Source organism: Agrobacterium sp. 16-2014-1-2a, from assembly GCF_053522705.1.
The window spans coordinates 1,652,320-1,666,574 of the sequence record NZ_JBNWBX010000001.1; the positions used below are offsets into that span (position 1 = coordinate 1,652,320).

Below are 14,255 nucleotides of genomic sequence, written 5' to 3' on the forward strand. Positions count from 1 at the left end.
CCCGATCCAGTTTATCCTGAGGGGCGAGAGAATCATTTAGTCGGAACGGGCACGAATATATGACGGCGGGATCATCCAGAGTTTTCAAAGCGGCCATGCTGGCGATTTCGGTCGTTTCGGCGCTCCAGTTGCAGACGCAAATCGCATCGGCCGAGGACAGGCCCGCGAAAGAGGTATTCGGCCACATCGACCTGCCATCTGCGAATAGCTCCCAGCCGATCGGCTCCTATGCAAAGGGATGTCAGTCCGGCGCCATCGCCATGCCCGCAGATGGCCCGACGTGGCAAGCCATGCGCCTTTCCCGCAATCGCAACTGGGGCCAACCGCAGCTCATTTCCTTCCTCGAACGGTTTTCGCAGGATGCACAGAAAATCGGCTGGCCGGGCCTGTTGCTTGGCGATATCTCACAGCCGCGCGGTGGACCGATGCTGACAGGCCATGCCTCGCACCAGATCGGCCTCGATGTCGATGTGTGGTGGCGGCCCATGCCGAATCCGAGGCTGACGGTGCAGCAGCGCGAGACGCTGCCTTTCATTTCCATGCTTGATAAGTCCAAGTTCCTCACGGTCGATGACCGCAAATGGTCGCCGCTCAATGCACGGCTGGTAATGATGGCAGCGAGCTATCCGCAGGTGGAGCGGGTCTTCGTGAACCCGGCAATCAAGCAGAAACTCTGCCAGACATGGACCGGCGACCGCACCTTCATGGGCAAGATCAGGCCAATCTACGGTCACGACGAACATTTCCACATCCGGCTGGAATGCCCGCCCGGCGCGCCCAACTGCAAACCTCAGGCAGAAGTTGGCAAAGGTGATGGTTGCGACAAGTCGCTGGCCTGGTGGTTCACCAAGGAACCATGGGCGCCGCCGAAGAAAGACCCCAATGCCAAGCCGGTGAAACCCCGTCAGGTCATGGTCTCCGATCTGCCCGCAGCCTGTGCCGCCGTGGCCGCCGCCCCATCCGCCAATACGGAAGGTTTTGCTGCCCAGGCATATTCCCCGGCGCAGGCCGTGCGCCAGCAAGGCGTGGAACAGATCATCCAGAACGCTCCGGCCATTCAGCCACCTGCGGATATTCCGCTTCCGACCCAGCGCCCGACATTGAACTGAAACAGAAATGCGGCATTAAACAGCTTCCCTTTTCAAATGGGGACAAGCTGTTATAGAAGGCTTCAAATCGATTTAATTCTTTATGGGAACAGGCTGGGGACATGGCAGGACAACGCTGTATCGCACTCATCGCTCACGACGAGAAAAAAGACGATATGGCGGATTTTGCGCGTCATCACCAAAAGGCGCTTTCCGGCTTCAAGATCGTCGCCACCGGCACCACCGGCGGGCGCGTTCAGGAAGCATGCCCCGGCCTCAGCGTCATTCGCCTCAAAAGCGGCCCACTTGGCGGTGACCAGCAGATCGGTGCGATGATCGCCACCGGTGAGGTCGATATGCTTATCTTCTTCACCGACCCGCTGACGGCGATGCCGCATGATGTGGATGTGAAGGCGCTTACGCGGCTTGCCACGGTTTACGACATTCCCATGGCGCTCAATCGCGCCACCGCAGAAAACCTGATCGACTTCAACCTCGCCGAATGACGCGCCAACATGGAACAGGTAATGCCGAAGACGTCCGATACCGAATATCTTTCCTTTCCGATCCTTCTTGGCGACATCGGCGGCACCAATGCCCGCTTTTCCATTCTGATCGATTCCTTTGCGGAACCGGTGCACCTCACCACCGTGAAAACAGCGGAATATCCGACAATTGACGACGCCATCCAGCAGGCGGTTCTGGACAAGACCTCGCTTCAGCCCGTGTCGACCATCCTTGCGATTGCTGGCCCCATCGAAGGCGACGAAATTCCGCTGACCAACTGCCATTGGGTCGTTAAGCCGAAGGATATGCTGGCCAAACTCGGCCTGAAGGACGTCATCGTCATAAACGATTTCGAGGCGCAGGCACTGGCTATTGCCGCGCTCGACGACGACAACCGCGATTCTATCGGCTCCGGCAAAAAAGACATGCTGGCATCGCGCGTCGTTCTCGGACCAGGCACAGGCCTTGGCGTTGCCGGTCTGGTTTACGCCCGACATATGTGGTTTCCCGTACCCGGCGAAGGCGGCCACATCGATATCGGCCCCAGAAGCGCGCGTGACTATGCGGTCTTTCCGCATATCGAGACCATCGAGGGCCGTATCGCCGGCGAACAGATCCTTTGCGGGCGCGGGCTGGTCAATCTTTACCGGGCCATCTGCACCGCCGATGGCATCGAGCCGATCTTTTCCGATCCGGCCGACATAACCTCGCAGGGGCTTTCGGGCCAGAACCCGCAGGCGAAAGAGACGCTTTCGCTTTTCAGCACCTATCTCGGCCGTGTGGCGGGTGACCTTGCCCTGATCTTCATGGCCAAGGGCGGTGTCTATCTCGCAGGTGGCATTTCGCAGAAAATCGTTCCCGCGCTGAAAAGCCCTGAATTCCGGGCGGCGTTCGAAGACAAGGCGCCGCACAGTGCCCTGATGCGCAGCATTCCCACCTTCGTCGTTACCCATCCACAGGCGGCCCTTTCCGGTCTCGCCACCTACGCGCGCACCCCTTCGGATTTCGGCCTTTCACTCGACGGGCGGCGCTGGAGAGCCTGATCTGCGCTTGGGACAGGCTTGCGAAGCGGGCGGGCGGTCTTTAACGTCGGTGAGGTATGGGTCAGTCTGTTGAATGGCGACCTTGAACGGCAGGACGTGAAAAGTGAGTGAAGGCATGAGCGGCAGCGATATGAAACTGGTGGTGGTTGGTGCGGCGGGCCGCATGGGACAGGCGCTGATCCGCCTTATTCACCAGACACCGGGTGTAACGCTGCATGCCGCTGTCGCACGCGAAGGGTCTGCTTTTGTTGGCCGCGATGCCGGCGAGATTGCCGGTCTCGGACCAATCGGCATCGAGATCACCAGCGATCCCTTGCAGGCATTCCTGCATGCGGAAGGGGTGATCGACTTCACCTCGCCTGCAACCAGCGTCACTTTCGCCGGTCTCGCCGCGCAGGCCCGCATCGTGCACGTCATTGGCACCACCGGTTGCTCACTGGGCGACGAGGAAAAATTCAAGGCAGCGTCACGCCATGCCCGCATCGTCAAATCAGGCAATATGAGCCTCGGCGTCAATCTGCTCAGCGTTTTGACGCAGCAGGCCGCCAAGGCACTGGATGCGCAGAACTGGGATATCGAAATCCTGGAAATGCACCACAAACACAAGGTGGACGCGCCCTCCGGAACAGCGTTGCTGCTCGGCGAAGCGGCGGCAGCGGGCCGCAAGGTCGATCTCGCCAACTCCTCCGTTCGCGTGCGTGACGGGCATACGGGTGCGCGCGAAGCGGGCACAATCGGTTTTGCGACCCTGCGCGGCGGCTCGGTGATCGGCGAACATTCGGTGATCTTCGCTGGCGAGGGAGAGCGCGTCGAGCTTTCCCACTACGCCGGCGACCGCTCCATCTTCGCACGCGGCGCGATTGCGGCGGCGGTCTGGGCCTTCGACAAGAAGCCGGGCTTCTATTCGATGCTGGATGTTCTCGGCCTTTCGCAGGCAGAATAACGCTTCAGTCTATGTCTGCGCCTTAATTTTCCACGGTAAACTCAACCGTATCGGCCGAGAACCGGCTGATGGCATATTGCACGGGAATGCCGTCCATATCCGCGTTCAGCGCCTGAGTGACGAGCAGTATTGCGCCCGGCGACAATTCGAGATCGGCCAGATCCTGCGTATCAGCGTGGCTCGCGGAAATAACGGTAGAGATGCGCACATAATCCGCGACGCCCAGCATTTCGAAGGCGGCGGTGATCGACCCACTTTTTTGATAGGCTTCCCCTATCCCTGAAAAACGGTCCGCCGGAAACCACGTGGTCGAGCGGGAAACCGGTCGGCTGTCGGCCTTTCGCAGGGTTTCCAGACGCACAAGCGGCGCACCCGGCTGCAATTGCAGCCGTGCCGCCAGGTCGGCATTTGCCGGTTCGGTGGTGTGGGAAAGAAGCAGCGCCTGCATATCCTTCACCTGATCGCTGATACCGGCCGTGAACCGTGTGCGCAGTGAAATCGGAAAGCTCAGTCGTTCCTTGCGCGCAATCATCGTGCCGCGCCCCTGCCTCGCCTCGAGAATGCCTTCGCTTGCCAGCGCGGCAATGGCGCTCCTGACGGTATGGCGGTTGACGCCGAATTTTTCGGCCAGCGTCATTTCTGGCGGCAACATGCCGGTTTCGTCGTGATCGCCCGCTGCGATCTCGCCCCTGATCCTGTCTGCGATCTGTCGCCAGAGCGCCACGCCGTTCTTTCTTTTCATCGCTGCCGAAGGGCTCATGTCACACGCTTGTCATTCATCGACGTTAATTGTAACTTATATTGTATAGTTGTCTATATCAATAGACATTAGAGGTCAAGCGATGAATAACGAAGCTGCGAATTCACATGCGGAAAGGAAACGGGTGGCAGCACTTCTTGCCCGCGCCACCGTTCAGGAACTTGAGGCGGTCTGGAGCCGGCAGGATGCCAGCCCGCAGACGGAAAACGTGCGGGGGCCTGAAACCGGCCTCGTGATGGTCAAAGGCCGTATCGGCGGCGGCGGTGCGCCCTTTAATCTGGGCGAAACCACCGTGACCCGGGCAACCGTGAAGCTTGCATCCGGCACCGTCGGCCATGCGCATGTGCTCGGCACCGGTCGCAAGAAGGCCTGGTACGCTGCGGTTTTCGATGCGCTCTGGCAGGAAAACCCGACACGCGGCTTCATCGAGACCGAGCTTCTTTCACCGGTCGAAAAAAGACTGGCCGAGGAGAAAGACCGGAAAACGAAAGAAACAGCCGCAACTCGTGTGGATTTCTTCACCATGGTTCGAGGAGAGGATTGATGGGCGTGAAAGCGGAAGCATTGACGGGCGGTTTTTCCGACGCCGTTTTCGATTCACAGCGAATCTTCAAGAAGCTCATGGACGGCATGGCCCGGCCAGGCACAGCGCAAACCATTGAAACAACAGTTGCCCCGCCGCTGCCGCTTGGCGCGGCCAGCGGCGCCGTTCTTCTTGCACTTTGCGACCATGACACGCCGGTCTGGCTGAGCGGCACGCTACGCAAAACCACGGTGCCGGGATGGATCGGATTTCACACCGGGGCGGTTACAACAGAGGAAAAAAGCGCGGCGCATTTCGCCGTCATTGAGGCGGGAAGCGCAATTGCCTCCTTCGGTCTCTTTGCCCAGGGCAGTCAGGAATACCCCGACCGTTCCACGACGGTCATCATCGAATTGCCCGATCTTGACGGCGGACGGGAACTGCTGCTGTCCGGCCCCGGCATCCGCCATATCAACATCATTAGCCCATCCGGCCTGCCGGACATATTCCCGAGGCTATGGGCGGAAAACAACGCCATCTTCCCGCGCGGCATCGACATCATCCTGACGGCTGGCGACAAATTCGTCTGCCTGCCACGCACGACGCGCATTCAACCCGTGGAGGCATAAGATGTATGTTGCTGTCAAAGGCGGGGAAACCGCCATCGCCAACGCCCACCGGCTTCTGGCCGACAAGCGGCGCGGAGACCGCGACCTGCCCGCCATGACGGTGGCGCAGATCGTTTCGCAGCTTTCGCTCGCCGTTGACCGGGTCATGGCGGAGGCTTCGCTTTACGACCAGTCGCTGGCCGCCCTTGCCGTCAAGCAGTCTCGCGGCGACATGATAGAAGCGATTTTCCTGCTGCGCGCCTACCGCACGACCCTGCCCCGTTTCGGCTATTCTGTTCCCGTGGATACTGCGAAGATGACGGTCCAACGGCGCGTTTCGGCAACCTACAAGGATTTGCCGGGCGGGCAATTGCTGGGACCGACCTTCGATTACACCCACCGCCTGCTCGATCCCTCGCTGCTGGAGGACGGAGCTGTCGAGATCCCTGCCATCCGTGAAGGCGAGACAGAATACGTCATGCGCGTATCCGACATTCTCGCCGAAGAAGGCTTGATCGAAAGTGACGGCGACATGCCGGACGACCACGTTGCGGGCGATCTGACACGCGAACCAATAGAGTTTCCGATGGCGCGTGACCTGCGCCTTCAATCGCTTGCACGCGGCGACGAGGGCTTTCTTCTGGCGCTCGCCTATTCGACGCAGCGCGGTTACGGACGCACACACCCGTTCGTCGGTGAAATCCGCATCGGCGAGGTGGAGGTCGAACTGGATGTGCCGGAGCTCGGTTTTGCTGTCTCGGTCGGCGACATCAAGGTCACCGAATGCCAGATGGTCAACCAGTTCAAGGGTTCTGCCAAGGCACCTCCGCAATTCACCCGCGGTTACGGTCTGGTGTTCGGCCAGAGCGAGCGCAAGGCGATGGCCATGTCACTTGTGGACCGTGCGCTACGCGCCGCTGAATTCGGTGAGGATGTGGTTGCCCCGGCGCAGGACGAGGAATTCGTCATCTCGCACGCCGACAATGTGCAGGCGACGGGCTTTGTCGAACATCTGAAATTGCCGCACTACGTGGATTTTCAGGCCGAACTGGGCCTGGTGCGCAAAATGCGCGCAGATTTCGACGCGACCGACACCGATGCCGGGGAATGGATGAGCGATGCCGCCGAATAAATCAGCGACTGTGCTGCTCGCCGAACCAATAGGCGCAAAAGACGGTCAATGCTGCGAAAGCGGCAAAAAACACGGCTGCAAGAATTCCAATCTCCATGAGCTTGTACTCCTTTTTTCGCAAGGTTAACGCGCAATGCTTAAAGAAGTTTCATTCGACGACGGGCTGGCTGCCTACAACTTCGCCTATCTGGACGAACAGACCAAGCGGATGATCCGCCGGGCGATCCTGAAGGCAATTGCCATTCCCGGTTATCAGGTTCCCTTCGCTTCCCGTGAAATGCCCATGCCTTACGGCTGGGGCACCGGCGGCGTGCAGGTGACCGCCGCCATCCTCGGTCCAGACGATGTCCTGAAGGTTATCGACCAGGGCGCCGACGACACCACCAACGCCGTTTCCATCCGCGCCTTCTTCCAGAAGGTCGCTGATGTCGCCGTCACCACCCGCACCAAGGATGCAACCATCATCCAGACGCGGCACCGCATTCCCGAAGAAGAACTGCATTCGGGGCAGGTCCTTGTCTATCAGGTTCCCATTCCTGAACCCTTGCGGTTCCTCGAGCCGCGTGAGACCGAAACCCGCGTCATGCATGCGCTGGAGGAATACGGCCTGATGCACGTCAAGCTTTATGAGGACATCGCCCGCAACGGCCGTATCTCCACCACCTATGCCTATCCGGTGAAGGTTGCAGGGCGCTATGTGATGGACCCCTCGCCAACCCCGAAGTTCGACAATCCGAAAATGCACCTGTCGGACGCCCTGCAATTGTTCGGGGCCGGTCGCGAAAAGCGCATCTATGCCGTGCCACCCTACACGGATGTCGTCAGCCTGGATTTCGAGGACCATCCGTTTGAAATCCAGAGCTTCGACAAGCCATGCGCGCTGTGCGGCGGGGAGAATGTCTATCTGGACGAGGTGGTGCTGGACGACAAGGGCGGGCGGATGTTCGTCTGCTCCGATACCGACCATTGCGAAGACCGCCGCGCCCATGGCCACAAGGGCCATTTGCTGGCGGATGTGAAGGAGGCCGCAGAATGAGCGACGCACCGCTTCTGAAAGTCAGGGACGTTTCGAAATATTACGGCGACCGCGCCGGTTGCCGCAACGTCTCCTTCGAGCTTTATCCGGGCGAGGTTCTGGCAATCGTCGGTGAATCCGGCTCCGGCAAGACCACGCTTCTCAACTGCATTTCCACACGGCTCGTGCCGACGGCTGGCAGCGTGGAATATCGCATGCGCGATGGCTCGGTGCGAGACCTCTATCATATGGGCGAAGCCGAACGGCGTTTCCTGATGCGGACAGACTGGGGTTTCGTGCACCAGAACCCAGCGGATGGGCTGCGCATGGCGGTTTCGGCGGGCGCCAATGTCGGCGAGCGGCTTATGGCTGTCGGTAACCGGCATTACGGCAATATCCGGCAATCGGCCAGCGAGTGGCTGGAACGGGTGGAAATCGGCACAGACCGCATTGACGACCAGCCTCGCGCCTTTTCCGGCGGCATGCGTCAGCGTCTGCAGATTGCCCGCAACCTGGTGACCTCACCGCGCCTCGTCTTCATGGACGAACCGACCGGCGGCCTCGATGTCTCGGTGCAGGCACGCCTGCTCGATCTCGTGCGTGGTCTCGTCAACGATCTCGGCCTCGCCGTTATCGTCGTCACCCATGATCTGGCGGTCGCGCGGCTGCTTTCCCATCGCATGATGGTGATGAAGGGTGGTGACGTCATCGAACACGGTCTGACAGATCGGGTGCTGGATGATCCGCGCGAACCCTACACGCAATTGCTTGTTTCCTCCATTTTGCAGGTTTGACGCCATGCCGACACCCCTTATCGTTTCGGAAGTCTTCAAAAGCTTCACCATGCATCTTCGCGATGGCATCGAACTGCCTGTTGTCCGCGATGTCAGTTTCTCCGTGTCCGGCGGAGAATGTGTCGTGCTCGGCGGCCCGTCCGGCATCGGCAAAAGCTCGATCCTGAAAATGCTCTATGGCAATTATGCCATCGACAGCGGCCAGATCCTCATCCGCCACGAGGATCAGGTCATTGACATGGGCAGCGCCTCGCCGCGCACCATCCTCGAGATTCGCCATCGCACCATCGGGTATGTCAGCCAGTTTCTGCGCACCGTGCCGCGCGTTCCGGCGATCGACGTCGTCGCCGAGCCGCTTTTTGCGCGCAAGGTTGCCGCAGAAGAGGCCCGCGAGCAGGCAGCCGTTCTGCTTTCGAAACTCAACCTGCCGCGGGAACTGTGGTCGCTGCCGCCAGCAACCTTTTCCGGCGGCGAGCAGCAGCGCGTCAACATCGCACGCGGTTTCATCACCGATCACGCGATCCTGCTTCTCGATGAACCCACCGCATCCCTGGATGCCGCCAACCGACGGGTGGTCGTGGAGATGATCGCGGAAAAGAAACGCAAGGGGACCGCCTTGCTCGGTATTTTCCATGACGAGGAAGTGCGGGAAGCCGTGGCCGATCGCGTTCTGGATGTCTCGCAATTCTCCCCCCGGAAGGCAGCGGCATGAGTGTGAAGGTCGGTCTCGAACCTGTTGTCCACGAAAGTGCCCGTGTCACCAATTCATCGATCGGCCGCTATACCGAAATTTCGGAACGCTGCCGCATCGAGGAAGTGGAGATGGGCGACTATTCCTATGTCATGCAGGACGGTGCGATCTGGTGCGCCACCATCGGCAAATTCGTCAACATCGCCGCATCCGTCCGCATCAACGCGACCAATCATCCGATGTCGCGCGCCACACTTCACCATTTCACCTACCGTGCCCGCAATTATTGGGACGACGCCGATGATGAAAATGACTTCTTCGCCGCCCGCCGCGCCAAGCGCGTGGTGATCGGCCACGATGTCTGGATCGGCCATGGCGCGACCATCCTGCCTGGCGTCACAATCGGAAACGGTGCGGTAATCGGGGCCGGTGCGGTCGTGTCGAAAGACGTTGCGCCCTATACCATCGTCGGCGGCGTACCCGCCCGGCTGATCAGGAACCGCTTCCCGGCGGACCTTGGCCAGCGCATGGACGATCTCAAATGGTGGGACTGGGACCACGCAACGCTGCGCGGCGCACTGGACGATTTCCGCACCCTCGCCGCCGAGGATTTCGTGGCGAAATACGCCGGGTAAAATCGCCCCACACCGAAGAAACTGCAGATTCCGGGGTCATGCTCCGGGGTCTCCCTAACAATGTCTGCGAGACACCCGCCGGCCTCAATCCGGTGGCACGACTACTAAAAGGTTCGCAGGCGACCACGCGCACGCCTTATCTGCGCATTCTGTAATATTTTCTTCATCAAACTGACATTCACGCTTCACGCACCGCTGTTAGGTCGAACCCCATCAGAAGAAGATTGGACGGGGAAATGAGCTTTCACCTGAAGCAAGTCACGCGCCGTTTCGGCAACCACACTGCGGTCGATTCCGTGAATGTGGAAATTCCGCAAGGCCAGATGGTTGGCGTGATTGGACGTTCTGGCGCAGGAAAGTCAACGCTGCTGCGCATGATCAACCGCCTCGTCGATCCCTCCTCGGGTTCCATTCACTTCAACGACACGGAAGTCTCTTCGCTGAAGGGTGCCGCCCTGCGCAACTGGCAGCGCGACTGCGCGATGATCTTCCAGCAGTTCAATCTGGTGCCGCGTCTCGACGTGCTCACCAATGTCATGCTCGGCCGCCTGAACCACCGTTCGACCGTGCTCAGCCTGTTCAACATCTTCACGGATGAAGAGCGCCTGATGGCGATTGCCGCCCTCGAGCGGCTCGGCATCGAGCACGTAGCCATGCAGGCGGCGGGCACGCTTTCCGGCGGCCAGCAGCAGCGCGTCGCTATCGCCCGGGCACTAATGCAGTCTCCGAAGATGGTTCTCGCCGACGAGCCGATCGCCTCTCTCGATCCCCTGAACGCCAAGATCGTCATGGACGCCCTGCGCGACATCAACGAGCGTGAAGGCATCACCGTCATAACGAATCTGCATACGCTGGATACGGCGCGCAATTATTGCGAACGCATTATCGGCATGTCGCAGGGTCGAGTCGTTTTCGACGGAACACCCGCCGAACTGACGGCGGCGGCGGTCACCGAGATTTACGGCACGGATTCACACGGCGCCGGCATCGACGAGACCATGACCTCGACCAGCATCAATATTCCCGGCGCGCAGCTTGCCGCGCGTCCGGTTCAGCAATCTGCCGGTCCCGAACCGCTGGCTCTCGCCGGGCTCTGAGGAACCGCTCAGCATCGTTTGCGCCCGCGTCAAGGGCCGATACTTCACAACAAACTCCGGCTCGCCGGAAAACAGGAGAAAGTCCATGTTGAAGAAAATCCTTCTTTCGGCAGTCGCCCTTGGCGTTCTGGCCGGTTCGGCCATGGCTCAGGACGTCAAGGTCCTGCGTATCGGTCTCGACGGTTCGGAAAATGAAGCCGACCAGATCCGCAACACGAAGTGCGTTGCGGATGGCCTCAAGGCTGCAACCGGCGTTTCCGAAGTTCAGGTTTTCCCGTCGCCGGACTATAACGGCGTTATCCAGGGCCTGCTCGGCGGCACCATCGACATTGCATCCATGGGCGCTTCTTCCTACGCCAAGATCGCTATTGCCGATCCCAAGGCCGTCGATCCGATCCTGACCTATACCGGCTCTGACGGTTCGAGCGGCTACTACACGATCATGGTTGCCCGCAAGGACAGCGGCATCAAGTCTCTGGCTGACGCCAAGGGCAAGAAGATCGGCTTCGCCGACCCTGACTCCACTTCCGGCTTCCTCGTCCCGAACGTATCGATCCCGAAGGAAACCGGCGTTCCGGTCAAGGAATATTTCTCCGAAACCGGCTTCGGCGGCGGCCATGAGAACCTCGTTCTCGCCGTTCTCGACAAAAAGTTCGACGTCGGCACGACATTCGGTTCTGGCGTCGGCAAGTGGGAAGAAGGCTACTCCGGCGGCAACCTTCACCAGATGGTCAAGAAGGGCAACCTCGACATGGACGATATCGTTCAGGTCTGGAAGTCCCCGCTGATCCCGAACGGTCCGCTTCTCGTTGCCAACAAGATCGGTGACAGCATGAAGCAGAAGGTCGAAGACTTCTTCATGGAACTTCCGAAGAAGGATCTCGCCTGCTTCCAGGGTTACACCCAGGGCAAGAACACTGCCTACATCAAGGTCGACCCGGCTTTCTACCAGACGATCATCGACGCCCGTAAGTCCGTTATCGGCGGCTGATCCTCAGATCATATCCGGAAGCGGCGGTGCCTTGCGGCATCGCCGCTTTTGCCAATAAAGGAAAGCGGCATGGCGACCACACTGCAACATGGTACCCTCACGCCCGAGGGATTGAGCGCATCGTCCCGAACGGTGATGCGTCATTATCAACAGCAGCTTAGGACACGGCGGATTTATACCGTTATGTCGCTCGTTATCTTCCTCATCGTCCTTGCCGCCTCACTGAATTTCGCCAATGAGGCCAATTCGGGCAAGTTCTTCGAGCGCCTGCCATATTTTTTCGACTTCATGAAAACATTCGTGCCGGATAGCCCGCTCGAGGTCTTCCGGGCGATGTTCGACCTGCCGTCGCCCTATGACAACGGTTCGCTGAAATACAACTATGTCGCGGATCGCGTTTACATCACCAACGGTTTCTACATACCGCATTTCATCTATCAGCTGATCATCACGCTCAACATCGCGCTGGTCTCGACGATAATAGGCACGACCTTCGCATTTGTGCTGTGCTTTTTTGCCTCCACAAACCTTATCGGTGCCGGCCTCGTGCGCTGGGTGGTACGCCGGGTAATGGAGATCCTGCGCGCCTTTCCGGAGATCGTCGTCGCGGGATTGCTGACTGCCATCTTATCGATCGGGCCGATCGCGGCGATCATCGCGATTTCCGTGCACACCATCGGGGCTCTGGGGAAGCTATTCTTCGAAGTCGTGGAAAATGCCGACATGAAGGCGGATGAAGGCCTGCGTGCCGCGGGTGCCAACTGGCTGGAGCGGGTTCGCTTTGCCATCGTGCCGCAGGTCCTGCCCAATTTCGTGTCCTATGCATTGCTGCGTGCCGAAATCAACGTACGCGCCTCGACCATCATCGGCGCCGTTGGTGGTGGCGGCATTGGCGAGGTCTTCCGGCTGTCGATCGGTAACGATCACGCCTCCAAGACCTATGCCATCATCATCCTGCTGCTGATCACCATCATCGCCGTAGACCAGTTTTCAAGCTGGTTGCGCCGCAGGCTGATCGGCCATCAATCCTTCGAATTCGGACGGGGAGCGGCCTGATGTCGTCCAGCTTCATTCTCAATACCGCAGACCGCGAGAGGCTGACGGCCGCACATCCCGCAATTTTCAATCGCGGCTTCATGCAGCGATTCGGCTTGCTGACCGGTATTGTCGCCGTCCTCGTCTATCTCACCGCCTGCTTTTTCTTCTTCAATGTCGGCCCCGCTTTCATGCAGGGCCGATGGGATCGCGCTTCGAGCTACATTCAGGACTGGTATTCCTGGCGGGCCCAGCCACGCCTTCGTTTCGAAGACGGCAAGGTGAACCCGCAGTGGTCAAGCCGGATGCAATATCCCGCCGATGCGCCGATCGACTGGCTGCAACCCTTGCCGGATGGCGGCTACAGCGTCGTTTACGCGGGCACGCAAAACCGTCTCGACGTAACGCCGACCCGGGTGGACGTCTATGTGGACGGCAAGAACTATCCCGTCATCATCAATGGCGACAAGGCTCTGGCGCCTGAGGTCCTGCCGCAAGAGATCACGCAGGACGGCAACAAGGTTCTCGTGCATTACGGTTTTGCCGGACAGGCGGAAATCCGCACCAGCCAGGTTTACGTGCAGCGGCGGTTCCTCGGATGGGCGAACTTCCTGTTCGATACCAAATCGGAATTCTGGGGCAAGAGCTATGGCGACCTTGCCGCACTGGCGCTGTGGGGGGAAAGGCTCGATCCCACGCGCTCCAATATCAGCCACATGGTCGATGATTTCCTCGACAATGGTGTCTGGCAGCACGCCGATATTCTTTCCAAGCTGATGCAGACGCTGGTGATGGCCTTTGTGGGCACGTTGTTCGGCACGCTCGTTGCCCTGCCGCTCGCTTTTCTCGCCGCACGCAATATCACCGCCAACAGGGCCGCCAACTGGGGCATGAAGCGTCTATTCGACTTCCTGCGCTCGATCGACATGCTGATCTGGGCGCTGTTTTTCACCCGCAGCTTCGGTCCGGGGCCGATCCCCGGCATTGCCGCGATCTTCTTCACCGATACCGGCGCGCTCGGCAAGGTCTATGCCGAGGCGCTGGAGAATGTTGACGACAAGCAGCGCGAGGGCGTCAAATCGGTTGGCGCTTCTCCCATTGCCGTCAATCGTTTCGGCGTGCTTCCGCAGGTCCTGCCGGTCTTCATTTCCCAGTCGCTTTATTTCTGGGAAAGCAACACCCGTTCAGCCACGATCATCGGTGCGGTTGGCGCTGGCGGCATCGGTTTGAAACTGCTGGAAGCAATGGGTACCAATGCCGACTGGGACAAGGTCGCTTATATGGTGCTGCTCATTCTCTTCGTGGTTTTCCTGTTCGACCACATCTCGAATTCCCTGCGGTCGCGCCTGATCGGGAAAACCCAGCATTAATTCATAAAGCAGGAGCGGGGTTT

At 59.5% G+C, this 14,255-nt stretch carries 16 protein-coding genes; 15 read left to right on the plus strand and 1 reads right to left on the minus strand.

The window, feature by feature from the left end:
• The first annotated feature begins 59 nt into the window (after positions 1 to 59).
• The 4 genes from mepA to dapB all read left to right on the plus strand — a co-directional run bounded on the left by mepA (position 60) and on the right by dapB (position 3,581).
• The gene (gene mepA / locus ACQZ45_RS08260; protein ID WP_013635279.1) at positions 60 to 1,109 is read left to right on the plus strand and encodes a penicillin-insensitive murein endopeptidase; all 1,050 of its coding nucleotides are present in this window, start codon (positions 60 to 62) and stop codon (positions 1,107 to 1,109) included.
• Positions 1,110 to 1,210: 101 nt separating this feature from the next.
• Positions 1,211 to 1,594: a methylglyoxal synthase gene (locus ACQZ45_RS08265; protein ID WP_013635278.1), complete on the plus strand. Its 384-nt coding sequence runs from the start codon at positions 1,211 to 1,213 to the stop codon at positions 1,592 to 1,594.
• 21 nt (positions 1,595 to 1,615) lie between these two features.
• Positions 1,616 to 2,638: a glucokinase gene (locus tag ACQZ45_RS08270; RefSeq protein WP_019564516.1), complete on the plus strand. Its 1,023-nt coding sequence runs from the start codon at positions 1,616 to 1,618 to the stop codon at positions 2,636 to 2,638.
• Between the two features lie 115 nt (positions 2,639 to 2,753).
• Positions 2,754 to 3,581 carry a 4-hydroxy-tetrahydrodipicolinate reductase gene (gene dapB, locus ACQZ45_RS08275; RefSeq protein ID WP_113291273.1) on the plus strand — a complete coding sequence of 276 codons (828 nt, stop codon included), beginning with the start codon at positions 2,754 to 2,756 and terminating at the stop codon, positions 3,579 to 3,581.
• A gap of 22 nt (positions 3,582 to 3,603) precedes the next feature.
• Here the strand turns inward: dapB and phnF are convergent, their stop codons facing one another.
• Complete coding sequence (gene phnF / locus ACQZ45_RS08280; RefSeq protein ID WP_003514498.1) at positions 3,604 to 4,341, minus strand: phosphonate metabolism transcriptional regulator PhnF; 738 nt, start codon at positions 4,339 to 4,341, stop codon at positions 3,604 to 3,606.
• Positions 4,342 to 4,423: 82 nt separating this feature from the next.
• Here phnF and phnG point away from each other — a divergent pair, with 82 nt between their 5' ends.
• The 11 genes from phnG to phnE (ACQZ45_RS08335) all read left to right on the plus strand — a co-directional run bounded on the left by phnG (position 4,424) and on the right by phnE (ACQZ45_RS08335) (position 14,232).
• A complete protein-coding gene (gene phnG, locus ACQZ45_RS08285; RefSeq protein ID WP_003514497.1) occupies positions 4,424 to 4,885 on the plus strand; it encodes a phosphonate C-P lyase system protein PhnG in 462 nt (153 codons plus the stop codon).
• A complete protein-coding gene (phnH, locus tag ACQZ45_RS08290; protein ID WP_065659763.1) occupies positions 4,885 to 5,493 on the plus strand; it encodes a phosphonate C-P lyase system protein PhnH in 609 nt (202 codons plus the stop codon). The genes phnG and phnH overlap by 1 nt, the downstream gene beginning before the upstream one ends.
• 1 nt (position 5,494) lies before the next feature.
• On the plus strand, positions 5,495 to 6,604 hold the full coding sequence (locus ACQZ45_RS08295; RefSeq protein WP_065659762.1) for a carbon-phosphorus lyase complex subunit PhnI: 1,110 nt from the start codon (positions 5,495 to 5,497) through the stop codon (positions 6,602 to 6,604).
• Positions 6,605 to 6,737: 133 nt separating this feature from the next.
• The gene (locus ACQZ45_RS08300) at positions 6,738 to 7,640 is read left to right on the plus strand and encodes an alpha-D-ribose 1-methylphosphonate 5-phosphate C-P-lyase PhnJ (RefSeq protein ID WP_003514490.1); all 903 of its coding nucleotides are present in this window, start codon (positions 6,738 to 6,740) and stop codon (positions 7,638 to 7,640) included.
• A complete protein-coding gene (phnK, locus tag ACQZ45_RS08305) occupies positions 7,637 to 8,413 on the plus strand; it encodes a phosphonate C-P lyase system protein PhnK (RefSeq protein ID WP_003514488.1) in 777 nt (258 codons plus the stop codon). The genes ACQZ45_RS08300 and phnK overlap by 4 nt, the downstream gene beginning before the upstream one ends.
• A gap of 4 nt (positions 8,414 to 8,417) precedes the next feature.
• The gene (gene phnL / locus ACQZ45_RS08310; RefSeq protein ID WP_003514486.1) at positions 8,418 to 9,125 is read left to right on the plus strand and encodes a phosphonate C-P lyase system protein PhnL; all 708 of its coding nucleotides are present in this window, start codon (positions 8,418 to 8,420) and stop codon (positions 9,123 to 9,125) included.
• Positions 9,122 to 9,739, plus strand: coding sequence for a transferase hexapeptide repeat family protein (locus tag ACQZ45_RS08315; protein ID WP_003514484.1), 618 nt, complete (start codon positions 9,122 to 9,124; stop codon positions 9,737 to 9,739). The genes phnL and ACQZ45_RS08315 overlap by 4 nt, the downstream gene beginning before the upstream one ends.
• Before the next feature lie 236 nt (positions 9,740 to 9,975).
• The gene (gene phnC / locus ACQZ45_RS08320; RefSeq protein WP_003514481.1) at positions 9,976 to 10,836 is read left to right on the plus strand and encodes a phosphonate ABC transporter ATP-binding protein; all 861 of its coding nucleotides are present in this window, start codon (positions 9,976 to 9,978) and stop codon (positions 10,834 to 10,836) included.
• A gap of 85 nt (positions 10,837 to 10,921) precedes the next feature.
• The gene (gene phnD, locus ACQZ45_RS08325) at positions 10,922 to 11,827 is read left to right on the plus strand and encodes a phosphonate ABC transporter substrate-binding protein (protein ID WP_003514479.1); all 906 of its coding nucleotides are present in this window, start codon (positions 10,922 to 10,924) and stop codon (positions 11,825 to 11,827) included.
• Positions 11,828 to 11,896: 69 nt separating this feature from the next.
• Positions 11,897 to 12,883 carry a phosphonate ABC transporter, permease protein PhnE gene (gene phnE, locus ACQZ45_RS08330; RefSeq protein ID WP_013635271.1) on the plus strand — a complete coding sequence of 329 codons (987 nt, stop codon included), beginning with the start codon at positions 11,897 to 11,899 and terminating at the stop codon, positions 12,881 to 12,883.
• On the plus strand, positions 12,883 to 14,232 hold the full coding sequence (gene phnE, locus ACQZ45_RS08335) for a phosphonate ABC transporter, permease protein PhnE (protein WP_003514476.1): 1,350 nt from the start codon (positions 12,883 to 12,885) through the stop codon (positions 14,230 to 14,232). Before phnE (ACQZ45_RS08330) ends, phnE (ACQZ45_RS08335) begins: the two co-directional genes overlap by 1 nt.
• The last annotated feature ends 23 nt before the right edge of the window (positions 14,233 to 14,255 follow it).